The organism is Ensifer sp. Root127, from assembly GCF_001425225.1.
Taxonomy (GTDB): domain Bacteria; phylum Pseudomonadota; class Alphaproteobacteria; order Rhizobiales; family Rhizobiaceae; genus Ensifer; species Ensifer canadensis.
Map to the genome: position 1 here is coordinate 83789 of NZ_LMDX01000005.1, position 15500 is coordinate 99288.

A 15500-nucleotide genomic window follows, 5' to 3' on the forward strand; every position below is an offset into this window, starting at 1 on the left:
TGTAAACGACGTCGGGACCGGCGGCAGCCGGTCTCGTCCGTACCCAGGGCGAAGACGCCATCAACCAGGAGAACATCCGTTCTCCGAACGGCTTCATCGGATCATCCCATGAGAATCAATGCGATTACAAACTGGGCCTACGGGGTCACGGTCCTTTTGACCGGACTTTCCGGTGTAGCGTTCATCCTGTCGACGAACAGCGCGATCGAGGAGCGGCAGGCGGCCGAGCAGCATCTTGTGCTCGACACGCTTGGCGAAGATCTTGCGCTCGGCGCTGAGGAACGGAGCGATGCTGCCCGTCTGTACGTGATGCGCGGCGACCTGCGCCATCTCGAACGCTTCCATGGCAGGGAAGAGGAAGAGCGCGCTCACGAGGCGGCGATCAAGAACGTGCGGGAGGTTGGGGCGTCACCGGCCGAGTTGGCGGCACTTCAGGAGGTCGAGCGCGAGGTAGAGGCCCTCGACAAGATCGAGGTTTCGGCGATCGCCGCCTACCAGGAGGGCGACCAGGCAAAAGCGCAACAAATGCTCTTCGGTCCGGAGCACGACCGTCTGCAGACGGCGTTGCTTGAAACGGTGGTCCGCTTCCGCGAACTGACCAAGGCCAGAACCGGCGCGGCACTGGAGCAGGCAAAGGAGCGAAGCGACTGGTTCGCCATCGCCGCCAAGACGATGCTCGCCATGACTGCGGCGCTCTTCCTCGGGGTCCTTTATTTCGTGCTCAAGCGGCGCGTGGCCATGCCGCTGGTGCGCATGACGGGCATCGTGACGCGGCTTGCCAAGCAGGATTACGACGTGGAAGTTCCGCTCGACCGCCGCCGCGACGAGATCGGCGAGATGAACGAGGCGATCCATATCTTTCGCACCAACGGGCTGGAGCGGGACCGGCTCGATGCAGAGCGCCGACTGGATCAGCAGACCAAGGACCTCATCCTGCAAATGATGCATCGGCTGCAGGCGTGCCAGATCCAGGAAGAACTGGCCGAGGTCGTAGCCCGGTTCGCACCGCAGATCTTCCCCAACCTTGCCGGTCATCTCTATGTGCTGAACGATAACCGCACGTCGCTGACGCGTGTCGGCACCTGGCTCGACCCGCAACATTCGGCCGATACTTTCCCTTCCAGTGCCTGCTGGGGGCTTCGCCGCGGCCGGCCGCATGTCAGCAATGGCGGGCAGGGCGATATTGCCTGCCAGCATCTGGACGAGAGCGATGTCGCTGGACTGTGCGTGCCGCTGACCGCTCAGGGCGATACGATCGGTCTGCTCTATTTCGAGGAACGCTCGCCCGAGCAGCCGGCCGTCGAGACGTCGCGGCTTTATCTCGAGCTGATCGCGGAAAATATCGGCCTGGCTGTGGCCAACCTACAGCTGCGAGAAAAACTGACCAACCTGGCGGTCCGCGACGCATTGACGGGGCTGCTCAACCGGCGCTGCCTCGACGAAGCCCTGAACAAGCAATTGCGGGAGCGGGCCGGACGGCCGCTCGTCTGCCTCATGATCGACATTGATCACTTCAAACGCTTCAACGACGAGTTCGGCCACGACGCCGGCGATGTGGTGATGCAGTATGTTGCCCAGATCATGCTTGACGCGGCCGGCGAGCTGGGCGCGACCTACCGTTTCGGTGGCGAGGAGTTCACGATGCTGCTGCCTGAAATGAGCGAGGCGGCGGGCTTCGAATTCGCCGAGCGCCTGCGCGACAAGATCGGCACGACACCGCTTTCTCATCGCGGCCGTATCCTCGGCTCCGTGTCCGTGTCGATCGGTATTGCCTCGTCGCCACGCGAAGGCACGGTCGCGACGCTTCTGACACGGGCCGATGCCGCCTTGCTCGACGCCAAGGCGCGGGGGCGGAATATGACGGTTTGCTCGTCGGGCTTGGTTGTTACCTAAAACACGTTGTGAAGGAGCGCATTCCGCCGGCAACCAGGGTCCCCCCGTGCCGGCCACCGCGGGCGTTGTGCGATAAGGCGGTAGAGCCGTTTCCTATTTAGACGGAATCGAACAAGCGCTCTATCTCTTTGTTTTTACGCATTTCCTGACGGAAAACCGCTTCGCACTTTTCCTGGAAATACTCTAGTGGTGAATGCTCACGCCGTGTTTTTGCAGCAGTGCGACAATGCCCTCGTTTGGCAGGCTGTCGGTGACGAGCGCATCGACGTCGGCGAGCGAGGCAAGGCGCACGAGCGCGCGCCTGGAAAATTTGCTGCTGTCGACGGCAAGGATGATGCGTTCGGCCTGCTTCATTGCGGCGGAGACGGCGGCGACCTCAGCGTGATCGTCGTCGCCGATGTCGCCATCCTGGTCGATGCCGCTGACCGAGATGACGGCGATGTCGAACTTGAATTCCGGATGTAGTCGGCCGTCTGATCCCGCCATCGGCCGACGGTTTACTCTGCTACGAAGACCGTGTCGCCGTAAACCCCGGGGCGTCTTGTACACTGTTGCAAGCAAGCCGCACCGGTTGCACTTTGGCGCATGGCTAGATTTCCTCGCTTGGCGGTTGCGGGCGATTCGCCTATAAGTCGATCTCCGGCAACAGATCAGGGAGGTTTCAGATGCCAGCTTATTCTTTCTCCCTACGGGGCGGCGTACAGTTCTGAACGAGACGCTGGGGGGCTTCGGGCTCTTTAGCAGTTGCAAGTCAGGACCTTTCTCGCTGACTTTGGTCTTCCCTCGATGCGGAAGCTACCAATCCATTGATGCCGATCGGAAAACAGTTTCCCTTTCTCGGCATGTTTCATTGACCTGAATTTTGAGGCCAATGCTCCAGGCATTGGGCAATCGTTATGGCTTTTACTCGTTTCGCCTTGCGCGGCGGTGCGTTCCGCAGCGTTCTCGGTTTCACCTGGGTTCATTGGAAGCGCCAGCCGCTTCGCCTTGCCTTCATCCTCGGTGCCGTCCTGTTTTCGACGCTCGCGGATGTCCTGACGCCGCTTTACTCCGGTCGGCTGGTCGACGCGGTCGTGACCGGTGCTGCCTCCGACCAGGTGGCCTGGGACGCGGCCCTTGCGGCATTCTGGACGATGATGGCGCTGTCGCTCGGTGCCATCATTTTCCGGCATGTCACCTTCATGGGTGTCGTCGACCTGACGCTCAAGATGATGTCCGACATTGCCTCGGCGGCCTTCTTCCGCATCCAGCGCTTCTCGTCCGACTGGCATGCCAACAGCTTTGCCGGCTCGACGGTCCGCAAGGTGACGCGCGGCATGTGGGCGCTGGACCTGTTGAACGACACGCTGCTGATCGCGTTGTTTCCGTCGATCATCATGCTGGTCGGCTCGACCGCTTTGATGGCGTGGTACTGGCCGATGATGGGTGTCATCATCGGCGTGGGCTCGCTTGTCTTCATCGCTGCGACGGTCACGTTGTCGCTCGGCTACGTCGCGCCGATGGCACGCCTGGCCAACAGCTGGGATACCAAGCTCGGCGGTTCGCTTGCCGATGCCGTCAGCTGCAACAACGTTGTCAAAGGCTTCGGGGCCGAAAAGCGCGAGGATGCGCGGCTGGTCAAGGTGCTGGCCAAATGGCGGGACCGCACGGGCCGGACCTGGGTCCGCGGAACGGTGAACGGTACGACGCAGGGTGCCCTGCTGCTCGTACTTAGGGCGGCGGTCATCGGCTTTGCACTGTTTCTCTGGTCGCGCGGGCAGGCAACAGCCGGTGATATAACCTTCGTGTTGACCTCCTTCTTCATCCTGCAGGGCTACCTGCGTGAAGTGGGCATGCACATCCGCAACCTGCAGCGGTCCGTCAACGATATGGAAGAGCTGGTCGACATCCACGCCCAGCCGCTCGGTATCGAAGACAAGGCCGAAGCAAAGCCGATCCGCATCACCGACGGTCGCATCGAATTCAACGATGTGACCTTCCACTACGGCGCCCATCGCAAGCCGCTCTATGATCGGTTCTCGGTGACGATCCCGGCGGGCGAGCGTGTCGGCCTTGTTGGACATTCCGGCTCGGGCAAGACGACCTTCGTCAAGCTGATCCAGCGCCTGCATGACCTGAAGTCCGGCCAGATTCGGATCGACGGTCAGGATATCGCCGGCGTTGCCCAGGCTTCGTTGCGCCAGCAGATCGCGATCGTCCAGCAGGAACCGATCCTGTTCCACCGCTCGCTTGCGGAGAACATCGCCTATGCCCGGCCGACGGCCACGCAAGCGGAGATCGAAAAAGCCGCAAGGCTTGCGAGCGCTCACGACTTCATCACGGGCCTGCCGAAAGGCTACGGCACGCTGGTGGGCGAACGCGGGGTCAAGCTGTCGGGCGGCGAACGCCAGCGCATCGCCATCGCCCGGGCCTTCCTGGCGGATGCACCGATCCTCATTCTGGACGAGGCGACGTCGAGCCTCGATTCGGAATCGGAAGTGCTGATCCAGCAGGCGATGGAGCGATTGATGCTGGGTCGCACCACCCTGGTGATCGCGCACCGGCTGTCGACCGTACGCGCGCTCGATCGGTTGCTGGTGTTCAGCCACGGCCGCATCGCCGAGGAGGGCACGCACGAGGCACTCATCCGCCTCGACGGCGGCATCTACCGCGGCTTGTTCGAGCGGCAGGCGCTGGAACTGACCAAGGGCCTGGTCCTCAACGACAGCTAAGGCCGGGCGCAAGCCGCAAATGCCGAAATGCAAGGACGCCGGTACCTGAGTGTGCCGGCGTCTTGCGTTTCTTTATCTGTTATCCCGCGTCGTCAGTGATACCGCTTTGCGGGGGGCGACGCTTGCCTACCGTCGCAGCCATGCGTCGATGCCGTGTGCCGCAGCACGACCCGTGGCGAAACAGGCGGTCAGCAGATACCCGCCGGTCGGCGCTTCCCAATCGATCATCTCGCCGGCAACGAAAATCCCCGGCAGCGCGGTGAGCATGTAGGCGTCATCCATGGCGCTCCAACGCACGCCGCCCGCCGATGAAATCGCCTCGGCAATGGGACGGGGACGAAGGACGGCAATCGGCAGCGACTTGATGCGTTCGGCAAGCGCGTTCGGATCGGTGCGTGTGGCCTCGGGAACAATTTCGCGCAGCAAGGCCGATTTGACGCCCTCCAGGCCCGCACCTTTGCGCAGGCGATTGGAGAAGCTCATCTTGCCGTCTTGGCGCGCCAAGTCCTTGGCCAGGCGTTCGACCGTTCGTCCCGGAGCAAGATCGATTGACAATGCCGCAGAGCGCTGCATCTCCAGACGGTCGCGCAAATGCGCCGCATGGGCATAGACGAGGCTGCCCTCAATACCGTGACGGGTGATGACGGATTCGCCGGGGATCGTGCCTGCCTCTGAAGTCGCCGTCACCGATTTCAGCGCTTCGCCGGCAAAGCGCTCACGGAACGCATCGCTCCAGTCGACATCGAAGCCACAATTGGCTGGGCGGAAGTCGGTGACATCGACGCCGGCGTCTTTCAGAGCCGTCGCCCATCCGGCGTCCGACCCGAGGCGCGGGTAGCTTGCCCCGCCGAGTGCGAGAAGCGTGGCATCGCTGTGGACGGTCTTATGCCCATCCGGCGTGTCGAAGGTCAGTGTCTGACCGGCAAAGCCAGTCCATCGGTGCCGCGTCAGGATCCGCACGCCCTGCGCCTCAAGCCTCTTGATCCAGGCGCGCAGCAGCGGTGAGGCCTTCATCGCCTTCGGAAATACCCGGCCGGACGAGCCGACGAAGGTTTCGGTCCCGAGACCTTCCGCCCAAACGCGCACGTCCGCGGGCGTGAAAGCGTCGAGTGCCGGGCGCAACTGTTGCGACGCGGCGCCGAAGCGATCGGCAAAGCGCTCGAAATCCTCGGAATGGGTGATATTGAGGCCGGACTTGCCGGCAAGCAGAAACTTGCGCGCAACGGTCGGCATGCTGTCGTAGACCGTCACCGAATGGTTCTGCATAGACAGGATCTCTGCCGCCATCAGCCCGCTCGGCCCGCCGCCGATGATCGCGATTTCGCTTCGTTTCATGTGCCCGTCCGGCGTCCGATTCCGTTACGGGGACTCTTGGCCCGTCACGGCGCCTCGCGCAAGGCGGGGCGAAGGGCGCGCTTCAATGCCTGCTCGCGGCGTTCAGACGTTTCTCGAGCCAGATGCTGTAGCGCGAGCCGGCAAAGCAGATGATGAAATAGACCGCGGCGGCGAAGACATAGGCTTCGGTATAGAAGCCGAGCCAGGTCGGATCCGTGGCCGAGGTCCTTGCCGCATTCAGGAGGTCGTAGATGCCGATCACCGCCAAAAGCGACGTGTTGAGCACGATGCCGATCGAAAGATTGACGATCGCCGGGATGACGGCGCGCAGCGCCTGGGGAAGGACGACGAGGCGGATCGTCTGGACATAGCCCAGACCAAGGGAAAGTGCTGCCTCCCGCTGGCCCCACGGCACCACCTGTAGGCCGGCACGGATGACTTCGGCGAGATAGGCCGAGAAGAACAGCGTTACGCCGATCTGTGCGCGCAACAACTTGTCGATGGCGGCCCCGCTCGGCAGGGCGAGCGGAACGATCAGCATGGCGACATAGAGCACTGCGATCATCGGCACGCCGCGCAGCGTCTCGATAAAGGTGATCGCTAGCGTCCGGACGATCCCCATGCTCGATTGTCGGGCAAGAGCCAGCAGGAGCGCGATCGGGAATGCGAAGGCGAGGCCAGCGATCGAGACGACCAGCGTGATCGGCAGCCCGCCCCAATTGTTGGTCGACACCACTGGTGGCGTCAACGTTCCCGCCATCAAAAGCCAGCTCAAGACGAGTGCGGCGATCCAGAGCGGCACAAGCCGGAAACTCCAGAACCGCGGCAGGGCGGATAACACCAGCAGGGCGAGCACGGTTATAACCACAAGGGCAGGGCGCCATTGCAGCACGGGCGGAAAGAACGCGAAGAGGATGAAACGCAGCTTGGCGCCGATGAAAGCCCAGCAGGCGCCGACCCCGTCAACCGCACAATCTGTCGCGGTTCCCGTCCATACCGCATCGAAAATTGCCCAACGGAGGAAAGGTTGGAGAAACCAGACAAAGACGCCGAGGGTAGCGAGCGTGATGAGGCTGTTACCCCAACCGCCGAAGAGGCCGCTTCGCCAGCGATGCCAGTCCGGCGCAACAGGTGGTGGCAGTTCGATATGGCTCATCGCCGTGTCTCCCCGCGAAGGACGATGCGGCTGTTGTAGAAGTTCATCAGTGCCGACACCGAGAGGCTCAGGGTGAGATAGACGGCGGCGATGATGCAGATCGCTTCCAGCGCCTGGCCGGTGGTGTTGGCGGTGGTGTTGGCGACGCTGACGATATCGGGATAGCCGATCGCCACCGCGAGGCTGGAATTCTTGGTGAGGTCGAGAAAGCTTGAGATCATCAACGGCGTGATGACACGCAACGCCTGCGGCAAGACGACGAGACGCATGATCTGCGCCGGCTTCAGGCCCAGCGCACGCGCCGCTTCCCATTGGCCCGATTTTACCGACTGGATGCCGCTCCGCACGATTTCGGAGATCGAGGCGGACGCGTTGACGACCAAGCCGATCAAGAGCGCGAAGAATTCCGGCGTCAGCGACAGGCCGCCCTTGATATTGAAGCCGCCCTTGGCTGGCAGATCGATGGTGGCAGCGAGGCCGAAAGAGGTGAGCGCGAGCGTGCAGACGACCAGCGAACCGAACACGGTCATGGTTGCCTTCCGCATATAGAAGGTCGCACCTGTCAGCAGGCGCCGGGCGAGCGACAGCGACGCGTAAGCCGTCAACAGGATGGCCGGCAGCCAGATCGCCCAGGAGAGGCCGTGTAGCGAAATGGACGGGACATAGACACCGCGATTGCTGAGATAGACGCTTTCCAGGAAGAGATAGGCGCCGCGCGGCGGCGGTAGCGCATGGATGATCGCGCTCCAGAGGAAGAGCTGCAGCAGCAGCGGCGTGTTGCGCAGCAGTTCGACATAGGCATGAACGAAGGTTGCCAGCAACAGGTTACCCGACAGCCGGGCGATGCCAAGGGCAACGCCAAGAAACGTGGCGAGCACACAGCCGACGACGGCGACCTTGACGGTGTTGGCTAGGCCCGCCGCAAGCGCGCGGGCGTAGGTGTCTCCCGCCGAATAGGGAAGCACGGTTTCGCCGATTTCGAAATTCGCCTGATGGAAGAGAAAGCCGAAACCCGGAGTGAGGCCCATGCGTTGCATGCTGTCGACGGTGTTGGAGCCGAAGAGCGCAAAGATCCCCAGCACGCCGATAAACAGGACGATCTGTTGAAAGGGCGAGGGGCCGAGCCAGGTGCGCAACCGCGAGGGAAGTCCGGGCCCTAGCGGGCCCGGTTGAAGAGTGGATGTCATCGCAGATACCGGCAAAGGCTCAACGGAACGGCGGCGAATAGAGTAGGCCGCCGGCGGTCCAGGGCTGGTTGTAGCCGCGATCGAAATTGAGCGGCGTGCCCTTGCCGACGTTGCGGTCGAAGATCTCGCCGTAGTTTCCGACCGCCTTGACGATGTTATAGGCGAACTTCGGGTCAAGCCCGATGGCTTCGCCGAGCGACGGATCAACGCCGAGGAAGCGCTTGATGCCCGGATCTTCGCTCGTAAGGAAACTGTCGACATTCTTCTGGGTGATGCCGAACTCTTCCGCCTGGATCGTGGCGTAGACGGTCCAGTTGACGATCTCCAGCCACTGGTCGTCGCCGGCGCGAATGGCCGGTGCGAGTGGTTCCTTCGACAGGCGCTCTGGCAGAAGGACATAGTCGTCCGGCTTGGAAAGCTGCGTGCGCTTGGCGGCAAGGTCGGTCGCATCCTGGGTCAGCGCATCGACGCGACCGGAATCGAGTGCCTTCAGGAATTCGCCGGTCTCTTCGATCGTCACAGGCGTAAAGGTCTTGCCGGTCTTGCGGAAGAAATCGGCGATGTTGAGTTCGCCGGTCGTGCCGCTCTGGACCCCGATCGTCGCTCCGTCGAGCTCCTCGCCCTTGCCGACACCAAGATCCTTGCGCACCAGCAGGCCCTGGCCGTCATAGAAGACCACCGGGCCGAAATGGAAGCCGAGCTTGAACGCTCTGGTCACTGTCTGGGTCACGCCGGAGAGCAGGATGTCGAATTCGCCCGATTGCAGGGCGGGGAGGCGCTGCTGCGGCGAGGAGTTGGTGAACTCGACTTTCTCGGTGTCGTTGAAGACGGTGACTGCGAGCGCGCGACCGAAATCGACGAAGAAACCCTGCCAGCGGCCGCTGCTATCCGGCGTGAAGAAGCCGGGCGTGGTGCCGACGCCCACCTTGATGAGCCCGCGTGCCTTGATCTTGTCGAGGGTCTCGCCCGCAAGGGCGGAGGAGGCGATCAGGGCTGCCGTCAGGGCCGCCGTGGCTGTAAATGCCTTTGTGAAAAATCTGCTGCCGATAGAATTTCGCTGCATGAAGAGGCTCCTGGCCATGGTGTTCGTCCGTCGCGCCGCCCGACAAATCCCGGGCCGCGACTGCCTTTATGTTTTAAATCTATAGAAAATATAGAATAGAGATGATTATGCGGAATATCTGCCATTTCGGGAAGAAATTTCTCGCCTTTCAGTGTCGGTGAAATGATTTCGATAGTTGCTGGGCCTTAACCTCGCAAAGACATTCGCACTGACTGGCTGTGTGCTCAGCTCATGATGGCCCCGCGCATTTTCTTCGGGTGACGGATGATTTTTCGTTCACCGCTGTGCGCATCTTGACCGGGCCAGGCTACGACCGGTCAAGTCTCCGGTTTGTGTGTGCTTTATTGCGGCCACTTGTTGAGATGTGCCGAAGCACCTAGCTTCCGCCCATGTGGTCCATTATCTCGTAAGCGATGCAGCTGTTTTCAGAAAAATGGTGGGAGAAGATCAGATGGGGCACGCCGACCTCGGTGGCTCTGCACCTGCTTGTCATCGCTCTGCTGCTGATCCAACTGCCGAAGGAAACGCCCAAACCGCAGGGCGAGCAGAGCATCAACGTCGAACTCGTCTCTCCACCGCAGCCCAAGCAGCAAGAGAAGCCCAAGCAGGAGGCTCAGCCGAAGAAGGAACAGCCGAAGCCACAACCGGCTCCCTCTCGTCAGCAGCCACAGGCCTTCGAGTCGGCTGCGGCCAAGATCAAGCAGGAGGCTAAAGCTGCTCAGCTTCCGCCCACTGCGAAGGCCGAGAAGAAGGATGTGGTGAACCAGCCGAAGAAGGCAGAGGCGGCCGACGCCGCCACGAAGAAGGTGGAGAAAGAGGAGGCGCAGGCGCAGAAGCAACCGGAGACGGAAAAGCCGACACCGCAGCAGCTTGCCGTCCTGTCGACCCCTGCCAACGGCGATAATAGTGCTGCTGAGAAGAAGCCGGCTGCCGAGGCGGATGCCGAGAAGGCGGTGTCCAAAGCCGATTCGGTGCCGGTGCGCAAACCTGCCGACGACAAGGAGAAAAGTGACGAGACGGAAGGCGAGGCCGAAGCGACGGCGAAGTTGCCGTCCGACCGGTTTGTCAAGGCCGAGGAGCTTTTTTCGGCGAAGTCGATCGCCGATCCGCGCGTTAAGCAGGCGATGGGCCAACTTCCGGTCAAGAAGCGTATCCTCCAACTCTGCAACATCGAAGCCCTGGAGCAGATCCGCCATCAGCGGCCGGAGGACTTTCCTGATATACTCGTGCCCTTCGGGCCATCTGGCGGGTTCATCGGCAAGGAGCAGATCGACGCAAGCGGCGGCGCCTATCGCAGCAAGGGCAATTGGTACGACGTCGACTTCAAATGCAAGGTCGATCTCGAGACGGTCGAGGTCACATCTTTCAGCTTCGCCATCGGCAACATCGTTCCGAAAACGGCTTGGAAGAGCCGCCGTCTGCCGCCCAACTGAGCCGATCTTCGAGCCGCCCGTGCTCTGCAACGCGAGACGTCCGGTCGTCTTGCGGACTTCTCATAGAACTATTCCATTTTTGCGATGCCGTTTTGTCGCAGGGCAGAGTAGCTTCCAGCCAAATAGGGCGACGGTCGTTTGCGGCGGATCGCCACTTGGCAAAATGGGGAAAAGGCTACATGTCGGCAAACACGCGCCAAAGGCTTCGCGACCTCGGATTCCGCCCAGGCGTATATGAAACCGGCTCGTTGAACGCGATTACCGACGTTGCCGGTGTAGCCGTTGGCCACGCGACTGTGGTCGAGGGCGACAGGATCCGCACGGGCGCGACTGCTATCCTTCCCCACCAGGGCAATCTGTTTCAGGACAAGGTGCCGGCGGCGCTGGCGGTCCTGAACGGCTTCGGCAAATTCGTAGGTTCGACCCAGATCGCCGAGTTGGGCGAGCTCGAAACGCCAGTTGTTCTGACCAATACGCTCGCAACCGGGCGGGCGATCGAGGCGATCAACCGTTTTACGCTGGCCCAGCCGGGCAACGAAAAGGTTGTGTCGCTCAACGCCGTCGTCGGAGAGACCAATGACTCCAGACTGAACGATATCCGCGCCGGCCGCCCGACGATCGATGAGATCGGCAAGGCAATTGCCGCGGCGGCGCCCGGTCCGGTCGAAGAGGGCGCCATCGGCGCCGGCACCGGCACGGTGGCCTTCGGTCTCAAGGGCGGGATCGGCACCAGTTCGCGCCGCGTCAAGGCGGCAGGCGAAACCTTCACAGTCGGCGTGCTGGTGCAGTCCAATTATGGCGGCCGGCTGCTGATTTGCGGGCATCCCTATGATGCGCCGTCGGGACATGATCGCGACGGCTCAATCGTCATCGTCGTCGCCACCGACGCGCCGTTGTCGGCGCGCAGCCTCGAACGGCTGGCCGAGCGCGCCTTTGGCGGCCTCTCCCGCACCGGTGCCGCCCTCAGCAATGGATCCGGCGACTATGCGCTGGCATTCTCCACCGCGGAAGCTGTCCGCCGGACGCGCGAGCGGCGCACAGCGATCTCCAGCTACCCCGACCTGCCGAACGACCTGATCTCGCCGCTGTTCGAAGCGACGATCGAGGCGACAGAAGAGGCGATCCTCAATTCGCTGGTCACGGCGCAATCCACAAGCGGTTTCAATGCGGCCACCGGCAAGGTGAGTTCGGTTGAGGCGATTTCGCTCGTCCGCCTCGCAGCCCTCAAAGCCTAATTCTCTTCCCTCAGACGGAGTTACCATGTCCAACCCGACCGGCCGTATCGTTTATCTGAACGGCGAGTTCGTTTCCGAGCACGCGGCGCATCTTTCGGTCTTCGACCGCGGTTTCCTGTTCGGCGACGGGATCTATGAAGTGACCGCCGTGCTCGAAGGCAAGCTTATCGACAGCGCGCTGCATATGGCGCGGCTCGAACGCTCCGCCCGCGAGATCGACGTGCCGCTTCCGGTCCCCGTTTCCGAGATCGTCGAGATCGAGCGCCGGTTGGTGCGCGAGAACAACCTCGTCGAGGGCGTGGTCTATCTGCAACTCACGCGCGGCGCCGAGGATCGCAACTTCCTGTTTTCAGGAGAGATCAAGCCGACGCTGCTGCTCTTCACCCAGGTCAAGACGCTCGAGCACGTCGCAGCGGTAGACAACGGTGTTTCCGTCAAATCGGTCGCCGACCAGCGCTGGGCGCGACGCGATATCAAGAGCGTATGTCTCTTGCCGCAGGTGATGGCGAAGCGCATCGCCAAGGCCGAAGGCTGCGACGAAGCCTGGATGATCGAGGACGGGTTGGTGACCGAAGGTGCGTCCTCCACCGCCTATATCGTTACCGACGACGGCAGGATCGTTACCCGCGGCAACAGCAGTGCGACGTTGCCCGGCTGCACGCGCCTTGCCGCGCTGGAACTGGCGCGCGAGCAGGGGCTTACGATCGAGGAGCGGCCGTTTTCGCTCGATGAGGCGCTGGGCGCCCGCGAGGCATGCCTGACGAGCGCGTCGAACTTCGTCGTCTCCGTGACGCGCATCGACGGAAAGCCTGTCGGCGACGGCGTGCCCGGACCGATGGTCAAGCGGCTGCGTGAACTCTATCTGGAAAATGCCCGCCGTACGGCGATCTAGCGGCCGATTAGCGGGAGGGGCAGTCGATGGGACAGGAGTGCGAAGCGAATCCTGACCGGAACCGCTTCATACCTTCCTCAAAGGGCAGCCGCTTCTTGCGACTGCCAGATACGGCCGACGACGGGGCGCCGGTTGTCCTTGGCGCGATAGAGCCGGATTTCGACGCTGATATCCCAACGGGGATCGGCGGCGCGCACCAGCGTGCCGGACGAAAGCTCTGCGGTCATCAGGCTTTCCGGCACCCAGGCAATGCCCCAGCCGGCCTGCGCCATCGCTTTCAGGCCGACGGACATGCTGCCCTCATGCACGCGCTGAAAGGGCGGCAGGTCGGCGCCGACCAGCTCTCCCAGCAATTGCCCGAAGAATGACGACTTCTCGTAGCTGATATGAGGGAAGGGCTTTGCACCGCCCTCCAGCAGGTGCGCGGCCGCTCCGGTTTCGATAGGCGCCGAAACCGGGATGATCTTTTCATGGCCGAGCAAGCGGTGTTCGAACGCCTGCGGGTCCAGGAGCAGCGGCACCTGGGTGTGGGCATAGGTCAGGAGGAAGTCGCACGAGCCATCGACCAGTGAGTTGAGGTTCTCCTCCATGCTGCCGGAGTCAGGGCGAAGCCGCGAGAAGACCGGGCCGGCCTTCCTGTTGATGCGGTTCATCCAGTCGGGAAAGAAGGTGAAGGAGAGCGTGTGGAGCGCGGTCACCTTGATCGTCTTGGCGTCCGAGCCCTCTTCCTTCTGCAGGTTGCGCCTGGATTGATAGAGGTGCTGAAGGGTCTCCTGCGCCACCGGAACGAATTTCAGGCCCGCCTCGGTCAACCGAGAGGGGTAGGTGGCGCGGTCGACAAGGCTCGCGCCGACCCAGGCTTCGAGCTGCTTGATCCGGCGGCTGAAGGCGGATTGGGTGACGTGCCGTTCGTCGGCCGCCTTCGAGAAATTGAGCGTGCTCGCCAGTGCCAGAAAGTCTTCGAGCCACTTGATTTCCAACGCATGCACTCCTGAAGAACGTCATTTCCCGCCTTGCAGCGGGAACCTGACCCCTTTTAGGCACAGTTCGACAGGCTTCAAGAAAAATCAGGGCCGACGGCGGTATTCCATCATCCGCGCGCGGTTGAGCACCAGTTCCACCCGGTTATCGTCGAGGGCATGCAGGCAGACACGCTTCGTCCAGGGGCCGTCATGCAGCGTGAACAGGAAGCGACCGTTGCCGAGCGCCGTCAGCGGCATGACGTTGCGCACCGGGCCAACACCCATAACCACCGCCCCGTCGCGGATCTCGAACTCTGCCCCTTCAGGGGACTGCCACGCTCCGGAGAGAGACGCCGGCACAACGTGCTGGCCGGCGACGGGCAGGAACCGCCGCGCCGCATGGCCCGCCTCGCCGACAAGCGCCGATCCCTCCAGCCGCAGCCGCATCGGCGACGAGGCCGAGCGCGAGGAAACCCACCCGTCGCCGTCGTCGTAAAGCGTGTCGTCGGCATCGAGATAGGTGCAGACGCTGCCCTTGATCTCCAGCCACCAGGGACCTTGTTCGGTGATATAGAGGCCGTCGGGAATGCCGGCTGCCGGTGTTGGCAGCGGCAAGCCGGTCAGCGCCGCCATGCTTTCGAGCGCGATCTTGTTGCCGTTGGTGTCCTCACGGTTGGAGACGACGACGAAGCCCGAGCGGCTTTCGGGGTCGAGCAGGAAGTAAGTCTTGTAGCCGGGGTGTGAGCCGCCGTGGCCGACGAAGCTACGTTCACCGAGCGTCGACGAGCGCAGGCCAAGGCTGTAGCCGCTCGGCCGTCCGTCCGCCAGGAAACGGGTCGTCTGCAACCTTTCCAGCAAACCTTCGTAACGACCGTGCCCGCCCATCAATGCCTGCAACCAGGCAGTGAGCGCATTGGCGCTTCCTGTCAGGCTGCCGGAAGCGGAGATATGCAGGCCGGCGGCGGAAAGCTGCCAGCGCTCGCCAGAGTGCCAATAACCAGGCACCAGGCTCGCGACCGGATCGTTCCAGACGTCGGGCGCCTTGAAGGTGACGCCGAGCGGTCCGGCAACGTCGTTCTGGATGAAGTCGTCGAAGGCAAAGCCCTTGCGCTCCAGCGCGGCCTCGACGAGGCGATAACCGGTGTTGGAGTAGGAGACCTCGCTGCCGGCATCGAAATTCAGCCGCCGCAGACGCGCCAGAAACGCCAGAAGCGGTGCGGCCTGTGTGTCCGTGTAGACGGAGAGGCCGAGCAGGGACAGGCATTCGCGCGTATCCGGCAGGCCGCCGCTCATATCCAGCGCCTGGCCGACCGTCACGTCGGCAAGCGGCGAGACGAGTTCGGGCAGATGGTGCCCAAGCCGGTCGTCGAGCTTGATGATGTCGTCATGGCCAAGCACCATGGCACAGAAGAAATGCTTGGTGACCGAGGCATAGCGAACGACGCTTTCGGCCGAGAATGGCGCAAACGTTGCCAGGCTTTCGACGCCGCGCGCATGCGAAAAGCGGATGCCGCTATCGTCGAAACCGACGATGGCGCCGCCCGGTTCGTTCTCCGCCCACTGCTTGGCGAATCCTTCGGCTGTGGCGGATGCGGCGTGCCAATCGAAATGTGCCGGCATGTTTTCTTCCATT

11 protein-coding genes and 1 pseudogene are annotated in these 15500 nt (G+C 62.6%); 5 read left to right on the forward strand and 7 right to left on the reverse strand.

The window, feature by feature from the left end; all coding sequences use genetic code 11:
- The first annotated feature begins 108 nt into the window (after positions 1–108).
- Positions 109–1893, forward strand: a complete 1785-nt coding sequence (locus ASD03_RS09565; RefSeq protein ID WP_057213057.1) for a diguanylate cyclase — start codon at positions 109–111, stop codon at positions 1891–1893.
- A 183-nt stretch (positions 1894–2076) separates the two neighbouring features.
- Here ASD03_RS09565 and ASD03_RS09570 read toward each other — a convergent pair.
- A pseudogene (locus ASD03_RS09570) lies at positions 2077–2346 on the reverse strand (glycerol-3-phosphate transcriptional regulator protein); the annotation flags it as partial.
- A 443-nt stretch (positions 2347–2789) separates the two neighbouring features.
- Here ASD03_RS09570 and ASD03_RS09575 point away from each other — a divergent pair.
- Complete coding sequence (locus ASD03_RS09575) at positions 2790–4604, forward strand: ABC transporter ATP-binding protein (protein ID WP_025428386.1); 1815 nt, start codon at positions 2790–2792, stop codon at positions 4602–4604.
- A 126-nt stretch (positions 4605–4730) separates the two neighbouring features.
- Here the strand turns inward: ASD03_RS09575 and ASD03_RS09580 are convergent, their stop codons facing one another.
- The 4 genes from ASD03_RS09580 to ASD03_RS09595 form a co-directional block, all read right to left on the reverse strand.
- The gene (locus ASD03_RS09580) at positions 4731–5939 is read right to left on the reverse strand and encodes a TIGR03862 family flavoprotein (protein WP_057213058.1); all 1209 of its coding nucleotides are present in this window, start codon (positions 5937–5939) and stop codon (positions 4731–4733) included.
- Between the two features lie 82 nt (positions 5940–6021).
- Positions 6022–7095 carry an amino acid ABC transporter permease gene (locus tag ASD03_RS09585; protein ID WP_057207556.1) on the reverse strand — a complete coding sequence of 358 codons (1074 nt, stop codon included), beginning with the start codon at positions 7093–7095 and terminating at the stop codon, positions 6022–6024.
- Complete coding sequence (locus ASD03_RS09590) at positions 7092–8282, reverse strand: ABC transporter permease subunit (protein WP_057213059.1); 1191 nt, start codon at positions 8280–8282, stop codon at positions 7092–7094. The genes ASD03_RS09585 and ASD03_RS09590 overlap by 4 nt, the downstream gene beginning before the upstream one ends.
- A gap of 19 nt (positions 8283–8301) precedes the next feature.
- On the reverse strand, positions 8302–9345 hold the full coding sequence (locus ASD03_RS09595) for an amino acid ABC transporter substrate-binding protein (RefSeq protein WP_038577778.1): 1044 nt from the start codon (positions 9343–9345) through the stop codon (positions 8302–8304).
- A gap of 413 nt (positions 9346–9758) precedes the next feature.
- Here ASD03_RS09595 and ASD03_RS09600 point away from each other — a divergent pair, with 413 nt between their 5' ends.
- From ASD03_RS09600 to ASD03_RS09610, 3 genes are all read left to right on the forward strand, one after another.
- Positions 9759–10778, forward strand: coding sequence for a DUF930 domain-containing protein (locus tag ASD03_RS09600; RefSeq protein ID WP_063963278.1), 1020 nt, complete (start codon positions 9759–9761; stop codon positions 10776–10778).
- A gap of 179 nt (positions 10779–10957) precedes the next feature.
- A complete protein-coding gene (locus ASD03_RS09605; RefSeq protein WP_025428392.1) occupies positions 10958–12013 on the forward strand; it encodes a P1 family peptidase in 1056 nt (351 codons plus the stop codon).
- A gap of 25 nt (positions 12014–12038) precedes the next feature.
- Entirely contained in the window at positions 12039–12905 is an 867-nt protein-coding gene (locus tag ASD03_RS09610) for a D-amino-acid transaminase (protein ID WP_025428393.1), read from the forward strand.
- 77 nt (positions 12906–12982) lie between these two features.
- Here ASD03_RS09610 and ASD03_RS09615 read toward each other — a convergent pair whose 3' ends face one another.
- Positions 12983–13885 carry a LysR substrate-binding domain-containing protein gene (locus tag ASD03_RS09615; protein ID WP_025428394.1) on the reverse strand — a complete coding sequence of 301 codons (903 nt, stop codon included), beginning with the start codon at positions 13883–13885 and terminating at the stop codon, positions 12983–12985.
- 87 nt (positions 13886–13972) lie between these two features.
- Positions 13973–15487 carry a serine hydrolase domain-containing protein gene (locus ASD03_RS09620; RefSeq protein WP_025428395.1) on the reverse strand — a complete coding sequence of 505 codons (1515 nt, stop codon included), beginning with the start codon at positions 15485–15487 and terminating at the stop codon, positions 13973–13975.
- Between the last annotated feature and the right edge of the window lie 13 nt (positions 15488–15500).